Source organism: Microcoleus sp. FACHB-831 (assembly GCF_014695585.1).
In the GTDB taxonomy this organism is placed as follows: Bacteria; Cyanobacteriota; Cyanobacteriia; order Cyanobacteriales; family FACHB-T130; genus FACHB-831.
In genome coordinates this window covers 1-17,447 of record NZ_JACJON010000010.1, presented here as the reverse complement: position 1 = coordinate 17,447, position 17,447 = coordinate 1, and the positions used below count along the sequence as shown (strand labels likewise).

The following is a 17,447-nucleotide window of genomic DNA, read 5'->3' as shown; positions in this document are numbered from 1 at the left end:
TTAGTAGCAAAAAGGGCAATTTGCTCACTTTACTACATTAAAGAGTGACGGGTGATTCAACATAGATGGTGGGTTCCTGCATGATAAATTCTATTCCATAATCCATTAACTGCTTAGAAATTTTTTCATTAGCTAATTCCAACAAATGCTTTCGGAGTTGAATAGAATTTTCGCTAGAACCCAATATAAAAAACGTTACTCTGGCTCTCGTTGTTTGCTTATCTAAATTGCTAGTTAGCTTTATATTTGTACTGCCTGGATCTATACCAAAAAGTGACTCTGTACTTTCATTGATGACTTGCTCAACCAAAGCGCGATCGCGTTCTTCCAACAGCTTACTAAAATCCAAATACAGCAACACCATCACCTTCTTACCCATCGTCACGTTCTCAATTTCCATATTCGCCAACGTGGAATTAGGCACAATATACAACGTACTTTTAGCCGCAGTGCGGATCTTAGTAGAGCGCAACCCAATAGACTCAACGCGCCCAAATAAACCTCCAGGCACGTTACCAATTGAAGGCAGACGGATATAATCTCCAGGAACAAAAGGGCGATCTAAATACAATACGATCGTACCCAAAAGCTGTTCTAAAGTCTTTTGAGCAGCAAACGCCACAGCTAAACCGCCAATTCCCAAACTTGTCATCAATCCAATCAAATTAAATTGCTGGCTCTGGGCAAAAGCCAAAATCGCGATAAACCCGATTACAATATTAGCCAGAGTCTCGAATACAAGGATCAGTTCGTTAAATTCCCGCCCAAACTTCCCTAATAGATCGACTCCATACTCGCGTAAAAATAGTCTAAATAATCGCGAAACTAGCCAAGATACGCTAATAACTACAGCTAAATCTATAAAAGGCTTGATTAGTTTATATAAAAATTCGTATTCTTCAAGCCACGTTAAACAAAGAGATATGAGGATTAACGTCCCCGCGACTCTAAACAGATTTTTTATTGGCTCAATCAGGTTTTCATAAATACTTGTCACCTGCTCTTTTGCCAAGCGGAGGATAACTAATCTAGCCACACTTGGAGTATATCTACCAAGCAGAACAGACAGCATTACAAATAGTATAAATATGGCTGGTTTAGGAATATCCGCAATTTGTATACTAGATAGTAATGGGGGAATCCACATAAATAGTTGGTTCTTCAATATTGAAGGCAATACCATACTCCTTCAGCTTATCTTTAATATTCTCACTGGCGAGATTTAGGAGTTGACGGCGCAATTCCATCGAGACTTCGCTAGAACTCAGTATAAAAAAGGTAACTTGGGCTTGGGTTTTACTTCCTAAACTATTGGTAAAATCTCTAAACGTAACATCTGTATTGCGGGAGTCTATGCCAAAAATGTCCTCCGTACTGTCGAGTATGACTTGACGAATTAAAGCGCGTTCTTCGTCCTGGATTTTCTGGTAAAAATTTAAATAAATTAGAGCCATTACTTTTCCCGCTCCGGTAAAATTCTCAATGTTCACTTGGGTAAGGGAACTATTGGGTACTATTACCAGCGTTCCTTTACCAGAAGTACGAATTTTGGTAGAACGCAAGCCGATTGACTCGACTCTGCCAAAGGTTCCGTCTGGCAAGCCGATATAGTCATCGACCACAAAGGGACGATCTAGATAAATAACAATTCCGCCTAATAATTGTTCTAAGGTTTTTTGAGCCGCAAAGGCTACTGCTAAACCCCCAATTCCTAAGCTGGCTACTAATCCAAAAATGTTAATTTTATGAGTTTCCGCGAAGATAACGATCGCGAGGACAACAATGAGTAAATTTGCCAGCAATTTAGCGAGAATCAGAAATTCGCTGTTGAGTTTGCGTCCGCTGTTGATCGCAGCATCTAAAATATAGATATCAAAAATTTGTTTGAACCAACGGGAGCCTAGCCAGCTAGCCGCGATCGCCAGCCCTAAACTAACTGGAATTTCTATAATATTAGAACGTCGATCTACAGTAATTAAGTGTATGGCAGCGTCAATTGCAGCCAGCCCAACCACAACCCCGAGCAATCCCTCGTAAGGCTTAACGACTTTCTGATATGCTGACTCTACTTGGGGAGAAATTACACGCGCCAGAAAGGAATCACCCATTGTAAGCTCCACTCGATCAACTGATACTGTAGCAAAATGCTAGCTAATTGGTGGGCAAACTAATCCAAAATATAAAATCCAAAGATGTCTAAAATGTTCGTACAGGGAGGAACTATAGCCGCGATCGCTACCGCTATTGTGCCGCAACAAGGTAGCGTTGGCATTGTGCGATTATCCGGATTAGAAGCAATAGCGATCGCTCGTACTCTCTTCCACTCTCCAGGGCATCAAAAATGGGAAAGTCACCGCATTCTTTACGGCTACATCCGCCATCCCCAAACTCAACAACTTGTTGATGAAGCCCTCTTGCTAATCATGCAAGCCCCACGCTCTTATACCCGCGAAGATGTTGTAGAATTCCACTGTCACGGCGGTATCATGGCGGTGCAACAAGTATTGCAGCTTTGCCTCGAATCCGGCGCTAGACTAGCTCAACCCGGCGAATTTACCCTCCGCGCTTTCCTCAACGGGCGTCTCGATTTAACCCAAGCTGAGAGTATTTCTGACTTGGTGGGTGCAAAATCTCCCGCCGCCGCACAAGCTGCTTTAGCAGGATTGCAAGGTAAGTTAGCGCAACCTATTCGTCAGCTACGCGCTAGCTGTTTAAATATTCTCGCAGAAATCGAAGCGAGAATTGATTTTGAAGAAGATTTGCCCCCCTTAAATGAAAAATTTATAATAGCTCAAATTGAGGATGTATTGGCAGAAACAACAAAAATACTGTCAACATCTGCTCAAGGAGAACTATTAAGAACTGGGTTAAAAGTTGCAATCGTCGGGCGCCCGAATGTGGGCAAATCCAGCTTATTAAATGCGTGGAGTAAGAGCGATCGCGCGATCGTTACCGACTTGCCCGGAACCACCCGCGACGTAGTAGAATCGCAGCTAGTTGTAGGCGGAATTCCCATACTCGTTCTCGATACCGCCGGAATTCGCGAAACAGAAGACAGAGTAGAGAAAATAGGAGTAGAGCGATCGCGCAGTGCCGCCCAAGCCGCAGATCTAGTTCTATTAACTATCGACGCCGAAGCTGGTTGGACATCAGGCGATCGCGAAATCTACGAACAAGTGCAGCATCGCCCGCTGATCCTCGTCATCAACAAAATCGATCTTGTGGGGGAAATTCATCAATTGTCGCTACCCGATAATATTAACAGCGTTGTACGCACAGCCGCAGCCATAAATCAAGGCATCGATGCCTTAGAACAAGCTATTCTAGATACCGCCCGCGCTGGAAAACTCACCGCAGCCGATCTCGATTTAGCAATTAATCAGCGACAAGCAGCCGCCTTAACCCGCGCTAAAGGTTCTCTCGATCAAGTCATCGCTACAATTACCAATCAACTCCCCCTCGACTTCTGGACAATTGACTTGCGCGGTGCAATTCAAGCACTAGGAGAAATCACCGGGGAAGAACTTACAGAGTCAGTACTCGACCGAATTTTTAGTCAATTTTGCATTGGTAAATAGCTGTTGCGGCGCGGCTTTTTTTGGTATACTTATTTGCATAAATAAATATACTATTAAACTAATCTAATAAGGAAAATATTGGCGTTCATCAACAAGTCAAAATATTCCTATTATTTAAATAATACACTAGATAGACATCATTAATGCATTAAAAACTAATATAGATCCCGTCAAATGAAAAAAATATCGGTACATCAGCGTATACCTAATAGCAGACTTACACCAACAAAATCAGAGTTATGGGCTAGCGATCGCTCCATAAGAAAAGGATACGAAGAACATAGCGTCCAAGGTTTTTATGAAAAATTTGGGGACGAATATAGCAACCCACACGAACAGGAAATTGGGCAAATTTTGCAACTAGCTGTCGAAAATTGGAAACTAAATTTAGACAAAGTATTAGATTTAGCGTGTGGAAGCGGCGAAATCACAATAGCCTTGCAAAAGTTGGGATGCGTCAACATTGATGGCATAGATCCATACACCTACAACGCATATTTGAAACGGACGGGAAAGCAAGCTGAAGCCTACACCTTCGAGGACATTGCAGCAGGACAACTCTGCGGCAGGAATTATAGTTTAATCATTTGTAGCTTTGCTATGCATTTAGTAGCCGAGTCACGTCTCCCCATACTCCTCTACCAACTGAGCCTAATTACACACTCTATGGCGATATTTACACCTAACAAGCGTCCTCACTTAAGAGAAGAATGGGGATGGATTTGCCTCGACGAGATTATATATAACCGCGTGCGGGCAAGATTTTATAAACTTAGATATAGTGAAAACGAAAAATAGTTCACAGACGGCTACCCCCGCAGCAATTGCTTAACGGTTCCGATTAGCTCGTGAGGCTCAAAGGGTTTAGCAATATACGCATCTGCACCTTGTTTAATACCCCAGTAGCGATCGAATTCCTCTTTCTTCGCCGAACACATAACTACGGCTACCTTCTGGGTTTTGGAGTCAGAGCGGAGCTTGCGGCAGACTTCGTAACCGTTCATCCTGGGCATAATGATGTCCAGAACCACTAAATCGGGACAATTACCCTCAATTTGCTCTAGGGCTTCCACACCATCACAAGCCACACTAACAATTAGCCCACTGCCACGCAGGAGGTTTGAGATCATCTCCCTCTGCGTTTGACTGTCTTCCACAACCAGAACCGTAGTCATAACTCCCTACCTAATTACTGGGTTTAAATGTTAAGGGCAAAGGATAGTTTATCCCGATGGGAATTGCTCTACGTTAAATGGAGCTTACCCACATCCGAGCGGTTTCTTATCACCATATCAAAAATATCCGCAAAATCCCAGTTGACATAAACCTAATTTGTTAGCTACCTGGTTTTGGCGCAATCTATTGTCAACTCTGCCTATATTTTTATTAATTTTTATCTATTGACACCATCGCTGTCGAGAAAGCTATATTGGTGCAGAAACAAACTTGCCCAAAACATCCCCTTAATCAATTTAAGATCTAGGCTGCGGTGAAACCTAGTGTTTTTAAACTTATGCAACGAAAATTTTCACAGCGCGTTAACCGTCGTCAGTTTTTGCTGGGATCTGCCTTGACTGGGGGCGGACTCATTGCCACAGAAATAGCGTCCAAATCATTACTAGCAAAAGCTGTAACTCCAGGTATTGTCACATCAGACAAGATGCGTCCAGCAATACCCTATGGAGTTGCCAGCGGCGATATCACAAATACGGGTGCAGTAATTTGGAGTCGTAGCGATCGCCCCGCACGCGCGATCGTAGAATATTCCACAAGCGAAGCTTTCCGCGACATACAGCGTGTAGTTGGCCCAGCAGCCCTGGAAAACAGCGACTTTACAGCACGGATTTACCTTTCCGATCTGCCCCCAGGACAGCAAATATATTACCGCGTTATCTTTCAGGATCTCGCTTATACAAACACTTACAGCGCCCCCTACCTCGGTACCTTCCGCACCGCACCAGAACGCAGCCGAGATATATTCTTTGCTTGGTCAGGAGACACAGCCGGACAAGGGTGGGGGATCAATCCAGAATGGGGCGGTATGAAAATATACGAAGCAATGCGACGGCTAAATCCAGACTTCTTCATCCACTCCGGCGATTATATTTACGCCGATAACCCCATCAAAGCTGAAGTCAAACTGGACGATGGCAGCATTTGGAAAAACATCACCACACCAGAAAAATCAAAAGTAGCCGAAACATTAGCCGAATTTCGGGGTAACTACACCTATAACCTGCTAGACGAAAACGTGCGGCGCTTCAACGCCCAAGTACCGCAGTTAGTACAGTGGGACGACCACGAGACGAGGAACAACTGGTCGCCCGGTCAGATGCTCTCCGATGACGATCCCAACTACAAAATAGTCAAAAGCTGCGATCTTCTTGCGGCCAGAGCGAAAAGAGCATTCCTTGAGTACACCCCAATTCGCTTTGATGCCAACGATCCAGAACGGATTTACCGCTCCTATCAATATGGCCCTAGCTTGGAAGTTTTTATGCTCGACGAGCGCAGCTACCGGGGGCCAAACACCGCCAATCGCCAGACAGTGGCAAGCGAAGAAACAGCTTTTTTGGGCAGTATGCAAGTGCGGTGGCTAAAAAATAAGTTACTCGCTTCTAAGGCAACTTGGAAAATAATTGCCAGCGATATGCCGCTTGGACTGGTGATTCGGGATGGAAAAACCGCCTATGAAAATGCTTCCAATGGAGATGGGCCAGCCTTGGGACGAGAACTCGAAATTGCCGATTTGTTGCGCTTTATCAAACAAAACAACATCCGCAACCTTGTCTGGCTGACCGCTGACGTGCATTACTCCGCCGCCCACTTTTACGATCCTGGCAAAGCACAGTTTACCGATTTTAAACCTTTCTGGGAATTTGTCGCAGGGCCGCTCCATGCTGGAAATTATGGGCCGAATTCACTCGATAATACCTTTGGGCCACAAGTGAAGTTTCAAACTGCAACGCCAGGAATGAAAAGCAACCAGCCTCCTTCAGCAGGTATGCAGTACTTTGGCACTGTTAAAATTGATAGTTCAACTCAATTAATGACAGTAGCCTTGCACAACCTAGAAGGTAAAATTATCTACAGCGTGGATTTGCCGCCAGAAACTTAGAGGATTTTGGATTGGTATTGAGGAAACGAAGCGTGTTGAAAACCAGGGCTTATAAGTTCCACAACCAAACTTGCGATCGCCACCACGCTTAACCCAAAATAGCCATCCCCACAACCTGATTTATAAATTTCTCAAACTGCGATCGCGCGTCGGCGTCGGTAAGCGATCGCGCCACCAATTACAAGTTTCTTCAAACTCCAGCGCTAGGTAAATTTCAGCCAAAAACGCCTTAAAAGATAAGCCGGACAGCTTATCACTATCCCACCCAACCAAATTCAAATCTTCGGGTGTAATTTCCGACTGAAATTCAGCCAAACTAGGAGAAGATACAAACTGCTCCCTTACCTTTGAAAGCTTACCTTCATCCGCAGCGGGTAGCTGAGAATAAACGAAATCGCTAACAACAGCCTTAAGAATAATATCGCCTAAAAATTGCAGATGCATACTTGGTGACGGGCGAGCCTTAAAATTCTTCAGATCGCGTGCCAGTAGCGGATTAATGAATTTTTTAACCAACCAATTACGCGCCCGTTCAAAACCCCCATCCAGATAAATCGCTCCGGCTAGCGCCTCGAATGCGTCACCCAGAACATTCTTAGACGCATTGCGGAAATCGTTAGATTCTTCTGAGCGTCCCAGCAACATAAACTCTTTTAGATCGAGCTGATGAGCAAAAGTAACAAGCATGCGATCGCCTACAACTTTATCTCGCAAGCGTAAAACTTTCGCTACCTCCAAATAACGACAATTCTCATAAAGATAATCAGCAACAACCACATCAATAATAGCGTCGCCCAGAAATTCCAACCGCTCATTATGCTGGTTTGGGTTATCAGATTGTTTAGCATAAGAACGATGGCTTAGAGCTAAACGTAACAGATTTTTATCCCTAAAGCTAAAGCCAATTTTATCTTCGATTTTGTCAGAATTCCATATCATATTTTTACCCTGAAATTGCGGCTCAACCATTCTCGACTAACTATTTTTAGTCAAAGGTTAATACTGCTTTTTTTAATTCGGCTACAACTTAACTTATAGAGACAGCGATCGCTAGTCTCTACAAAAACAGGATGCGTAGCAAGCTTTTAGTAAATTGGTATAACTAAGATCGTTTAGATAAATCTTTTCTTTGTAAAATGGTGTTTTCCCAACTACCCGCATCCCGAATAGGCTCAAACTAAATAACTTTATTTAAGTGGTGAGTTATGAATCTTGAGTTAAATTTGTGCTTCTAATTCAAAATTCAAAACTCAAAACTCATCGAGGGCGCCCCAGCGTCGTAATATAAAGAACCGCCTCATCAGCAGGAATGCCCAAAACCTCATTTACTTGATCGTCAAAAAAGCCACCAATACCGCTAACACCCAACCCCAAGCCAATAGCAGCTAAATTAAGCCTTTGCCCCAGATGACCCGCATCCATGTGAAGATAGCGGTAAGCGCGATCGCCATACTTCGTCACCGCAGTCTTCAAATCAGCCGTATGGAACAGCACCGCCGCCGCATCTCGCCCCAATTCTTGTCCCAAACACAAATAATGCAACTCCTGTCGGAAGTTCTTAAACCGAATTTGTCGCAACTCTTGAGCTTTCGGTGCGTAATAGTAGCACCCCTCCTCCAGCCCATCTACCCCCGATACGGCGATAAAAGTTTCAATTAAACTTAGGTCAAAATAATCTGGCGAACCATCCAAACCTTGGTGGGTATAATGCTGGGGTTGATATGTGAAATCAAGCAAAGCCTTGAGTTCATCGAATGTTAGATTTGCACCAGTGTAAGCCCTCGTGGATCGTCGCTGGAGAATTGTGCCTTCTAAGGCTTCTAAAGGTTTTTCAGAAGCTCCTGTAAGAATTTCTCCCCAAAGAATTGGTGCAGTAGCAGTCGAAACCTTTAAACAGAAAGGAAAATTGTATTTATCATCAAGAGATGTTTCTCCCTCCAACACTCCCGCAGCTGGCGGCTGATTGGATGTGTGAATCTGCGTTGCTTTGTGGAAGTAATTCAGCAGTTCACCATCGGGGATGCGGGGATAATCTGTCTGTGTCGCCGAGGGCAAAGCAGTTGTACCCACCGATTTGTTGAGATTACTATCTAACAAATCTTCTAGGGGAATTACACTAATGGTGCCTTCCTGCTCTGGATCGACAAAAAGCATTTGGTTAACCGCCTCATCCACAAAGCCACCAATTAAATGAGGGCGATATTTGCTCATTGCACAGGCTAATTCAATATTGCCCAGCAAATGCCCCGTATCTAGAAAAATCCGCCGATAAGCGCGATCTTGATAACGCCAAGCAGATCGATAAAAAATAGCTGTTGTCAGTAGCGCCAAAGATGTATTTTCTAAAGCTAAATGACCAAAACAGGCGGCTTGCAAAGTTGCCCAAAGGTCGCTATCCCAAAAATGAATTAGGGTATGAGTATGAGGCTGATAGTTATACAAGCCCGAAGGCAATAACGGCGTACCGCGCGAAATCAAATATACCTCAGCCGGATATAGTCCACCCGCAGAAGGTGCTGTTCTAAGATACATCGGCATTCCCATCGTCGGCACCCGTGCTGTCAGCCCATAGCTGCACGACAGCAGCCGTGATAGCCGCCGCCACCAAAATTCCTCCTGTTCGTAGGCAACCGCTTCTGGGTTCTCTCTCATGTAGGGCTTCATGTCAAAGGTAGCCCCTACTTTGTATTCCTTGAAAGGCACTGGCTGACGGCTGAAGTCCAAACCCTGACTTTTAGCCACTATAGTTTGGGGGTCATATTTCGTCCGTTCGTGGTAGTGCTGGGCAATCGATAATTGCAGTTCTGGCATATAAGTCTCAATAGGCACTAGCTTCGATATCGATTTTGACATTACCTGTCCTATAGGGGCGGGCGATCGCAGATATCCGTGTGAGAAAATCGATAATCTCTCCAGAAAACCCACCCTTATAGTTACAAATCTTAAAAAAGGATTATAGCAAGTGTGCCTGACGCTACAAAGCCTTACATTTTAAAAGTAGGTAAGCATAAATACTCAAGTCAGACTAGCGGCAGTGGAAGCTTCCAGAAACGTAGGCCAAAATGCAGAAGTTAAGCGCGGAGGAATTACTAGCTGAATACGCTAGCGGTAAAAGAGACTTTAGCGCAGTTGATATTACCCAGGCATATTTGTTTGCTGCCAATTTGCGGGAAATTAACTTTAGCGGCGGCAATTTGAGGCAAACTTACCTGCCTTACGCCAATCTTAGTGCGGGGAATTTGCGCTCGTGCCAACTTCAGTCAGCAGAATTGAGCGATGCCCAACTTTACCAGGCTAACTTGTCGAGCGCGAACCTTGAGAAAGCAAATTTGTTTAGAGCGAATCTGCGTAATGCTGATTTGCGCGGAGCTAATTTAGCTGGTGCTAATTTGCAGGGAGCCAACTTATATAATGCAAATCTGACTGAAGCGAATTTGAGCGATGTTGATTTGAGTAAGGCTATTTTGGATAAAGCTAATCTAGAGCGTGCCAATCTAAAGGGTGCGAACTTGTTTGGCGCACAGAAGATTAATTTATCGTCGGCTGAGTGCGATCGCACTACAATTTATCCAGACGGACACCGCTGGGATAATCGCTAAGTGCAGAGAGGCACAGTAGATGGGGAAATTTACCAATTAATGTTCCTTGGGTGGTTGAGATTGTGGAGGCAAAGAGCGGAATTTTTGCTTTCTAATACGATTAAAGCCATAGGCTGCACCTGCCAAAAGTAGTAAATACGGACTCCAGACAAGTAACGCAACGCTCAAACGAATTAAATTGACAGTGAATTTGCCAACCGAGTCGCTAGCTTGGTTCCAAGTGTCCTGAACCTGTACGCCAACAGGCTGCCCAGTGGGTGCAAGAGCGATCGCTTCTTCCATTGTGAGGTTAATAGTAGAGTAAGCCACTCGATTTTTTAAGCTTTTCAACTGAGCATCAATCTGCTCGATATTCTGCCGCACGTTGCTGAGTTCTTGAGCTACGCTGAGGACATCTCTAACCGACCCGGAACGCTCCATAATTTTGAGTAAAGTTGTTTCCTGCTTCCGCAAGTTTCGCAGACGCGCATCGCTATCAACAATCTGATCGGTTACATCTTCAGCAGTTAGAGTGCGACGCTGTACGGTTCCTAATTTTGCTAACTTATCGAGAGTAGGTTCCAATTCTTGTTGAGGAACCTTGATTTCCATAGATGCGGTGTGTCGCGTGGTGTTATCTTCAGGTTTATTATCTTCAAACCTAAACAAATCCCCTTGTTTTTGTTTGACGATTTGCAATACTGTTGGAACCAGCTTATCAATCGACGCGACACTAAGAGATAGTTCTGCGTTTTTAATCAATTGGGGGCGCTGTTTAGGCACTTGAGCAACTGCTGCATCTGATGCCTCCAGTTGTGCGCTTCGCATCGCGGCTACTATAGGTGGCCGCATTGCAGGACTTGCCATTGGCGCTGCATTAAGTTGAGGTGCTGCCTCCATCTGCTGTTCGGGTTCAGCTTGCTGAGAAGAAGAGGAACAACTTACCAAAACTAGGCTTCCCAGTACAGCAGTTAAAAATAAAGATGGTTTGAATTTTGCACGATCAGAGCCGTTCATCGCATAGCCCCAGTAGTTTTAGTTAATTGCTAGTATGTCTCAGAGGAAAGGGGATGCGCTTGTTGTTGCACAATCGGCAACAAATGCGATCGCTCAGAGGCTAATTTCAGGCTTTGGCTGGAGGAAATGTAACAAGCTGCGTTCCCTACCTAATGTAGGGCTAAATTTAAAACAATCTGGGAATTAAACAGCTACTAGCTGTCCAAAACAAAGAAACTATGCCATCAACCAGCGATCGAGATTCGCAATTTCGCAAACCGTTCCGAAGGATACCTTGGATTTGGTTTATAGTGCTATGGGCGAGCTATGCGGTAGTAGGAAAAATACTAGCTATCGCTCCTTATTGGTATTTTTTAATTGCCATAGCCACAGGCTTTTACAGTATTTTAGCTAAACCTAAATGGTCTTTCAGCTTTTACACAATTTGGTGGCTGTTGTTTTTAGAATCTTTAGTAGAAGTTTTTGTTGCTTCAACTATTTTATATTACAGCAAGCCTCTACGTTGGCCCCGCCCTAGTACTGGTTCTATATTATTCGATCTCGCGCCTGTTATTATCGGCTTAGCAATATTAGTTGTGGTTAAGTTTTTTATGATTGTATTTTTTCCTATAACTAGGGTAATTTATTCTAAATTATCAAAGCTTACCTCCCAACCTATACGGCTTTTAGTTTGGGTTATTCCTTTTTTAGTTGCTATACCTACAGCAGCAGCCGCTTCTTGGCATTGGCATCTTTTTCCCGAACTTTATCAAGCTACGTTGTTTTCCTCTACTGCTATTAGACAGTTAACTTTGGTAGCTGTTACTGCAACTGCTTTGGCTTTCATCTACAGCATAGTGCAGGTGCTTGTAGTTGCCCCAATTGTTGTATCAGCTGCAAGGGCTGGGGCAAAGCTAAAGCAATCTTTTACTAAGTTCCACACCTTTCTGATTTTGGCTGTAATTTCAGGATTAGGATTGGGAGGGGGATGGTTGCTAAATTTAATCTATCCATAGAGATTAGCCAAGGAGTTTTATCATATGCCAGCACCAAGCGATCGCCCTACGCAATTTCCCAACATTTGGCTAATATTATTATTTTTTAGTTATACACTATTTAGTTTTATTTTAGTCAAATTTGCGTCTGTACCAAACTTTTTACTACTACCAGTTGGCTTAATAGCGGCTTTTTACGGTACTAACGCCAGACCTAAAAGTTCTTTTATTTTGATGTCGTTTTGGTGGCTAATACTTATTTTAGCTGTGGCAGATACTTGCATAGCCATGTATTATTTGCAACAAACTGGCTCCTCCATAATAAATGAGTGGCTAGGTATTAATCAGATTATTAAAGTAATTGCTATTTTGGTTTTTTCTAAGCTTGGCGGAGTCGTATGCGTAGCAGTTACACGACCTTGGCGACAGCAGGAAGGAAATTATAAAAAAATCTTGGCGATCGCACCTGTTTTTGCCAGCATCATCATCTTTACTGCACTTTATTTGTATTGGGGAATCAATATAACTATAAAAGAGCAAAAATTTCTTATATTTGGTGGATTTTTAGTGTATGTTATAGCGCAAGTGATTCTAGCTGCCGCTTTTGTTGTACCAAGCGCGATCGCAGGCGCAAAACTAAAACAATCTTTCACTAAGTTCCACACCTTCCTAATTTTGGCTGCAACTTGCGGCTTAGGACTGGGATTGGGATATTGGACTGCTTTGAGATAGCAATAGAGTTTAAACAGCTAGAGTCTTGCAGGGGTTTTGGGGTAATATAAAAAGTTTGCAGAATATCGCGACGCTTGCTGGAAGGAGACGCATTTATGGCTCGGATGTATTACGATAACGACGCCAATTTAGATTTATTAGCCGGAAAAACAGTAGCCATCATCGGCTATGGTTCTCAAGGTCACGCCCACGCCCTCAACCTCAAAGATAGTGGCCTTAACGTCATTGTCGGGCTGTATCCCGGCAGTAAGTCAGCCCAGAAAGCAGAAGGCGCTGGTTTAAAGGTGCATAATGTGGCTGACGCAGCTAAGGCGGCTGACTTCATTATGATACTGCTGCCAGATGAGGTGCAGAAAACTGTCTATAAAAACGAAATTGAGCCGAATTTGACCGATGGCAAGGTAATAGCTTTTGCTCACGGCTTCAACATTCACTTTGGTCAGGTAGTCCCCCCTGCTAATGTAGATGTGGTGATGGTTGCACCCAAGGGGCCAGGGCATTTGGTGCGGCGGACTTACGAACAGGGGGAAGGCGTTCCTGCGCTGTTTGCCGTTTATCAGGATGCGTCTGGACAGGCACGCGATCGCGCTATGGCCTACGCTAAAGGTATCGGCGGCACGAGAGCTGGTATCCTAGAAACCAGCTTCCGCGAAGAAACAGAAACAGATTTATTCGGCGAACAAGTAGTGTTGTGCGGTGGCTTGAGTGCCTTAATTAAAGCTGGATTTGAAACCCTCGTCGCCGCTGGTTATCAGCCAGAATTAGCCTATTTTGAATGTCTCCATGAAGTCAAACTAATTGTTGACTTGGTTGTTGAGGGAGGCTTGGCCAAAATGCGCGACAGTATCTCCAATACTGCCGAATATGGAGATTATACTCGCGGCCCCCGCATCGTAAACGACCAAACCCGCGCTGAAATGCGTAAAATCCTCACGGAAATTCAATCAGGTCAATTTGCCCGTGAATTTGTGTTAGAAAACCAATCTGGCAAACCAGGATTCACAGCAATGCGCCGTCAGGAAGCAGAACATCCCATTGAGGAAGTTGGTAAGGATTTACGCGCCATGTTCAGCTGGCTGAAGAAGGTTTAGTTATTAGTGAATTGGTAATGGGTAATTGGTAATAGGGAAGAGTAGAATGGATTTCTTTCCTCTTCCCTATTCCTAATACCCATACCCCAATTTCCTTCTTCCCAATGCCCCATTTTCAATGACCTGATATCACTTCTTCTTGCTGCCGCTTTGCTCTAGTTGTTGCTCTAGCTTTTTTTCCCTTTCCTGAGTAAGGTCTTTTGTCTTACTCTTGGTGGGAAACAAGCCCAATAAGAAGTTATTCATCGTAGTGCGGGTTTGCAGGCTGGCGGTACTGAGGGGTTTGGGTAGAACTTTATCGCCGATAAAGACAAAGATCAGAAACAGAATAAAGCAAAGCGTAAAAAATGTTTTGGCACGCATAGCTAAATCGGGATAAGTGTATTGATTGACTACTAATATTGTCCCCAGCAATAGGGAGTATGTCACCTTTGGGACGCAAGCCGAAAGCAACAACTGCTGCAAGGACTGCCGATTGAGCATAAAGCCTGCAAGCCGATCTAGAAGCGATCGCTCAAATTCTATATGCTCCAAGCGAGCCACAAGCAATCCAAAGGCTCGAAGAAATCTAGTTGACCATCATCAACAAATTTAGGAGTTCGCATCTGACGAACGCAAGCGATCGCGGAAAAGGTCCCTCAAGTGCTAGCGCTTCCCTTTGCCTACCTCAACGGGCTAATTGGCGAGCTAACCTGATATCCTCTTAACCCCTAATTCTGCCAACAGCTATTTTTTCCTATATTGTGCTGCCACTTCGTTGAGGTTGTTCATCGCCGCCACTACCTGCCCAATAGCAATAGCTTGCTGGTTAGCATTCAGCGAAATCTGTTGAGAGTTTAAAGTAATTTTGTGAACAGCATTTACAACACTTTCAACGTTCTTTTTACTTTCCTCCGTAACCATTACTGTAGAATTAGTAGCGCTCTGAATATCGCGAACCAAAGCATTAATCCGTTGTGCTGATGTTTTACTTTGATCTGCCAGTTTGCGAATCTCAGTGGCTATAACATTAAAGCCTTTTCCATGTTCACCAGCCCGAACTGCCTCAACAGCAGCATTAAGGGCTAGCATATTCGTTTGATTAGCCAGATCGCTAACCAGTGTTGAAATCGTACCAATTTGACTGGTTTGGTCACTTAAACGTAATATTTCTTGAGCTAGTTGCCCAACTTTTTCTCTCAGGCTAGACTTCCCCTTCATAGCTGAATTATCTGTATCGCCCTCTATCAAAAACAATACCTGTTTAGCTCCAGCAGCAGCAGCTTTAGCTTGCTCTGCTGAAATACCAGAAGAGGCACTTAATTCATCCATTGTGGTGGTGACTTGCTGCACTGAAATCGCCTGTTGCTCAAGTGTGGTGGTGACTTGTTGCACTAAAATCGCCTGTTGCTCAAGTGCGTTCTGCAATTCTTTACTTCTGGTTGCTATCTCAGAAGCCATGATGTTAAACGATCGAGCAAGGCAGCCTAGTTCGTCTTGCCTGCTATCTTCAACAGAAATATTATAATTTCCTCCAGCAATTTGGTTAGTTGCATTTATCAGTTGTCTTAAGGGTGCAGCAACTTGCTTGTTTAAAACCACAAATACCACTGCTACCAATGTTAAGAGTACGCCAATACCCATCAACAAATTGGATACAGCTAAATCCCTTGCTTGTTTTGTCAATAAAGACTTGGGAAAAACTGTTACAAAATACCAATCTGGGCCTGGAATTTTTCTTACCGCTAAATACTCTTCATCATTGATGTTATCAATGATGACTTTACCATTTGGCGCATTTTTTACTAATTGGAAAATATTTTTTAGGGGGGTGTCATCAGAATTAACTATATTAAATTTCCCCTTTTGTTTCAGAATTTTATCCATTAACTTGGGGTGGGCTATCAAGCGACCATCTCCCCGAAAGATCAGGTTATATCCACCTTGAATATGGTCATTAACTGTTCGTTGCATCAAGTCATTGAGCATCACATCTTGGCCAATAATTGCAATTTCCCTGCCATTTATATCTACAGGCGTTAGACACGACACCATCCAGACTTTACTAATTTCCTCATAATAAAGACCAGCCCAAACAGTTTTTCTAGCTGGATTGTGTTCGCGATCGGCAACAAAGTAATATTCTTCTTTAGGAATATAAAGATTAGCAGGTGCATCCTGAACCCAGTTAGGAATTTCAGGCCAATAGATAACTATGATGTTCTCAGGAGTCATAACGTAGAGATCTTGAAAACGGTTGCGCCATGCAGGCCCGTAAGATTCTAACAAAGCTTTCAAATCGAGTACGCGACGGCGAATATCAGCAGTAATAGTTAATGACTTGCCAATATACACCCCGGCTTGCCGTTTACCATCAAATCTTTCGGGTCGATTGCGAATGACTCCATCTGTTGATCTAGCAAATAAATTGTCGAATTGAACTTTTGGATCTACGTTGCTCCTTTGTTGATATTTTCGGATAATTTCTTGGTTGAGGATTGCTTCATTGTCTGCTGCAAGAGCAAAAATAAATTTTTCTCTTTCAACCCGTTCGATTACATACTCTTTTAGTTGCTCTAATTTCTGAGTTTTCAAGGTTGAAAGTAGCTGAAAATAATTTATTGTCGTAGCAAAAGCAACCACGATAGTAACACTCACTCCGATCTGGGAAAGTGTTTTCCGCGTAATAGATCCTGTTGGTTTAAAATGTGAATATTTGTCAGTAATATTTTTTTTGTTAAACATATGCCAACCTATGTATCAAACTAAAGTATAGTTGCAGAAAACCAAAATCATACTCGCCTCGCCCCGAACTCCACCCGCAAGTAGCAAGGGATCATCCAACTTGCAAAGAAACCTATTACGGGAGCGTTTCACCTTTGGGAGGTAAGGCGAGAGCGGTAAGGATATAAGTATTAAGTTATAGCAACTGCCGCTAGGACTGTTGATAAAGCACAAAGTCTCCAAGCCCACCTCAAAGCGAGCGCTTAAATTTTATATGACCACAGCGAGGCACAAGCAATGAAAACGCTCGAAGAAATCGAGTTGCCCGTCACTGAGCAAATTTAGGAGTCAACATCTAGAGAACGATTGTGTGCGTTTAAGTGCAAGTGTGTCCTATGAACAAGCACAACGGACATATCGAGTAGCTGAGGGGCATTCGTATTTCTGCCAAAACCCAACAGCACTTGCTGCATCTTCAGCCGTTTGCCGATCCGATTGGGGCGCATGCGATTGAGCAATTGTGCGTTGATGGTGGGACTATTAATACCATTTCACTAAATTCCTGATACAGATAAAGCTTCCAGAATAAAATCCCATCCCGTCACCGAAGCAATTACTGTTTGGCTAAGTTGGGCAAGAATTTCTTCCACAGCAAC

The 17,447-nt window shown here is 43.6% G+C and carries 16 protein-coding genes; 7 read left to right on the top strand and 9 right to left on the bottom strand.

What is annotated here, in order from left to right; genetic code table 11:
- Positions 1 to 37: 37 nt before the first annotated feature.
- Complete coding sequence (locus tag H6F77_RS00795) at positions 38 to 1,072, bottom strand: mechanosensitive ion channel family protein (protein ID WP_242021805.1); 1,035 nt, start codon at positions 1,070 to 1,072, stop codon at positions 38 to 40.
- A 49-nt stretch (positions 1,073 to 1,121) separates the two neighbouring features.
- Positions 1,122 to 2,108, bottom strand: coding sequence for a mechanosensitive ion channel family protein (locus tag H6F77_RS00790; RefSeq protein WP_190484345.1), 987 nt, complete (start codon positions 2,106 to 2,108; stop codon positions 1,122 to 1,124).
- Between the two features lie 84 nt (positions 2,109 to 2,192).
- Between H6F77_RS00790 and mnmE the strand changes: the two genes are divergently transcribed.
- Together mnmE and H6F77_RS00780 are read left to right on the top strand one after the other, a co-directional pair.
- Positions 2,193 to 3,578, top strand: a complete 1,386-nt coding sequence (gene mnmE, locus H6F77_RS00785; RefSeq protein WP_190484343.1) for a tRNA uridine-5-carboxymethylaminomethyl(34) synthesis GTPase MnmE — start codon at positions 2,193 to 2,195, stop codon at positions 3,576 to 3,578.
- 174 nt (positions 3,579 to 3,752) lie between these two features.
- Positions 3,753 to 4,376, top strand: coding sequence for a class I SAM-dependent methyltransferase (locus H6F77_RS00780; RefSeq protein ID WP_190484340.1), 624 nt, complete (start codon positions 3,753 to 3,755; stop codon positions 4,374 to 4,376).
- A gap of 11 nt (positions 4,377 to 4,387) precedes the next feature.
- Here the strand turns inward: H6F77_RS00780 and H6F77_RS00775 are convergent, their stop codons facing one another.
- Positions 4,388 to 4,753: a response regulator transcription factor gene (locus H6F77_RS00775; protein WP_190484337.1), complete on the bottom strand. Its 366-nt coding sequence runs from the start codon at positions 4,751 to 4,753 to the stop codon at positions 4,388 to 4,390.
- Positions 4,754 to 5,091: 338 nt separating this feature from the next.
- On the opposite strand from H6F77_RS00775, the gene H6F77_RS00770 reads away from it, so the two are divergent.
- Positions 5,092 to 6,696: an alkaline phosphatase D family protein gene (locus H6F77_RS00770; RefSeq protein WP_190484334.1), complete on the top strand. Its 1,605-nt coding sequence runs from the start codon at positions 5,092 to 5,094 to the stop codon at positions 6,694 to 6,696.
- 120 nt (positions 6,697 to 6,816) lie between these two features.
- On the opposite strand, the gene H6F77_RS00765 is transcribed toward H6F77_RS00770, so the two are convergent.
- Positions 6,817 to 7,635 (bottom strand): ribonuclease III domain-containing protein, encoded by an 819-nt coding sequence (locus tag H6F77_RS00765; RefSeq protein ID WP_190484332.1) that lies wholly within the window; start codon positions 7,633 to 7,635, stop codon positions 6,817 to 6,819.
- 318 nt (positions 7,636 to 7,953) lie between these two features.
- Positions 7,954 to 9,507, bottom strand: coding sequence for a SagB/ThcOx family dehydrogenase (locus tag H6F77_RS00760; RefSeq protein WP_190484574.1), 1,554 nt, complete (start codon positions 9,505 to 9,507; stop codon positions 7,954 to 7,956).
- Between the two features lie 251 nt (positions 9,508 to 9,758).
- Between H6F77_RS00760 and H6F77_RS00755 the strand changes: the two genes are divergently transcribed.
- Positions 9,759 to 10,295 (top strand): pentapeptide repeat-containing protein, encoded by a 537-nt coding sequence (locus H6F77_RS00755; protein ID WP_190484330.1) that lies wholly within the window; start codon positions 9,759 to 9,761, stop codon positions 10,293 to 10,295.
- A gap of 36 nt (positions 10,296 to 10,331) precedes the next feature.
- Here H6F77_RS00755 and H6F77_RS00750 read toward each other — a convergent pair whose 3' ends face one another.
- Positions 10,332 to 11,291, bottom strand: coding sequence for a DUF4349 domain-containing protein (locus H6F77_RS00750; RefSeq protein WP_190484328.1), 960 nt, complete (start codon positions 11,289 to 11,291; stop codon positions 10,332 to 10,334).
- Positions 11,292 to 11,509: 218 nt separating this feature from the next.
- On the opposite strand from H6F77_RS00750, the gene H6F77_RS00745 reads away from it, so the two are divergent.
- The 3 genes from H6F77_RS00745 to ilvC all read left to right on the top strand — a co-directional run bounded on the left by H6F77_RS00745 (position 11,510) and on the right by ilvC (position 14,088).
- Positions 11,510 to 12,286 (top strand): hypothetical protein, encoded by a 777-nt coding sequence (locus H6F77_RS00745; RefSeq protein WP_190484325.1) that lies wholly within the window; start codon positions 11,510 to 11,512, stop codon positions 12,284 to 12,286.
- Between the two features lie 24 nt (positions 12,287 to 12,310).
- Complete coding sequence (locus tag H6F77_RS00740) at positions 12,311 to 12,997, top strand: hypothetical protein (protein ID WP_190484591.1); 687 nt, start codon at positions 12,311 to 12,313, stop codon at positions 12,995 to 12,997.
- A 74-nt stretch (positions 12,998 to 13,071) separates the two neighbouring features.
- Positions 13,072 to 14,088 carry a ketol-acid reductoisomerase gene (gene ilvC, locus H6F77_RS00735; RefSeq protein ID WP_255515676.1) on the top strand — a complete coding sequence of 339 codons (1,017 nt, stop codon included), beginning with the start codon at positions 13,072 to 13,074 and terminating at the stop codon, positions 14,086 to 14,088.
- A gap of 129 nt (positions 14,089 to 14,217) precedes the next feature.
- Here the strand turns inward: ilvC and H6F77_RS27680 are convergent, their stop codons facing one another.
- The 3 genes from H6F77_RS27680 to H6F77_RS00720 all read right to left on the bottom strand — a co-directional run bounded on the left by H6F77_RS27680 (position 14,218) and on the right by H6F77_RS00720 (position 17,297).
- On the bottom strand, positions 14,218 to 14,631 hold the full coding sequence (locus H6F77_RS27680) for a hypothetical protein (protein ID WP_242021804.1): 414 nt from the start codon (positions 14,629 to 14,631) through the stop codon (positions 14,218 to 14,220).
- Positions 14,632 to 14,814: 183 nt separating this feature from the next.
- Positions 14,815 to 16,725 (bottom strand): methyl-accepting chemotaxis protein, encoded by a 1,911-nt coding sequence (locus H6F77_RS00725; protein ID WP_309228778.1) that lies wholly within the window; start codon positions 16,723 to 16,725, stop codon positions 14,815 to 14,817.
- A 407-nt stretch (positions 16,726 to 17,132) separates the two neighbouring features.
- Complete coding sequence (locus H6F77_RS00720; protein WP_190484317.1) at positions 17,133 to 17,297, bottom strand: hypothetical protein; 165 nt, start codon at positions 17,295 to 17,297, stop codon at positions 17,133 to 17,135.
- Positions 17,298 to 17,447: the final 150 nt, after the last annotated feature.

What these genes read in the sequence shown, in the direction of transcription:
- H6F77_RS00770 (WP_190484334.1), top strand. Translation starts at nt 5,092, where the DNA reads ATGCAACGAAAATTTTCACAGCGCGTTAACCGTCGTCAGTTTTTGCTG.
- H6F77_RS00775 (WP_190484337.1), bottom strand. Translation starts at nt 4,753, where the DNA reads ATGACTACGGTTCTGGTTGTGGAAGACAGTCAAACGCAGAGGGAGATG.
- H6F77_RS00750 (WP_190484328.1), bottom strand. Translation starts at nt 11,291, where the DNA reads ATGAACGGCTCTGATCGTGCAAAATTCAAACCATCTTTATTTTTAACT.
- H6F77_RS00720 (WP_190484317.1), bottom strand. Translation starts at nt 17,297, where the DNA reads ATGCGCCCCAATCGGATCGGCAAACGGCTGAAGATGCAGCAAGTGCTG.
- mnmE (WP_190484343.1), top strand. Translation starts at nt 2,193, where the DNA reads ATGTCTAAAATGTTCGTACAGGGAGGAACTATAGCCGCGATCGCTACC.
- H6F77_RS00780 (WP_190484340.1), top strand. Translation starts at nt 3,753, where the DNA reads ATGAAAAAAATATCGGTACATCAGCGTATACCTAATAGCAGACTTACA.
- H6F77_RS00745 (WP_190484325.1), top strand. Translation starts at nt 11,510, where the DNA reads ATGCCATCAACCAGCGATCGAGATTCGCAATTTCGCAAACCGTTCCGA.
- H6F77_RS00765 (WP_190484332.1), bottom strand. Translation starts at nt 7,635, where the DNA reads ATGATATGGAATTCTGACAAAATCGAAGATAAAATTGGCTTTAGCTTT.
- H6F77_RS00755 (WP_190484330.1), top strand. Translation starts at nt 9,759, where the DNA reads ATGCAGAAGTTAAGCGCGGAGGAATTACTAGCTGAATACGCTAGCGGT.
- H6F77_RS00790 (WP_190484345.1), bottom strand. Translation starts at nt 2,108, where the DNA reads ATGGGTGATTCCTTTCTGGCGCGTGTAATTTCTCCCCAAGTAGAGTCA.
- H6F77_RS00760 (WP_190484574.1), bottom strand. Translation starts at nt 9,507, where the DNA reads ATGCCAGAACTGCAATTATCGATTGCCCAGCACTACCACGAACGGACG.
- H6F77_RS00740 (WP_190484591.1), top strand. Translation starts at nt 12,311, where the DNA reads ATGCCAGCACCAAGCGATCGCCCTACGCAATTTCCCAACATTTGGCTA.
- H6F77_RS00795 (WP_242021805.1), bottom strand. Translation starts at nt 1,072, where the DNA reads ATGCTGTCTGTTCTGCTTGGTAGATATACTCCAAGTGTGGCTAGATTA.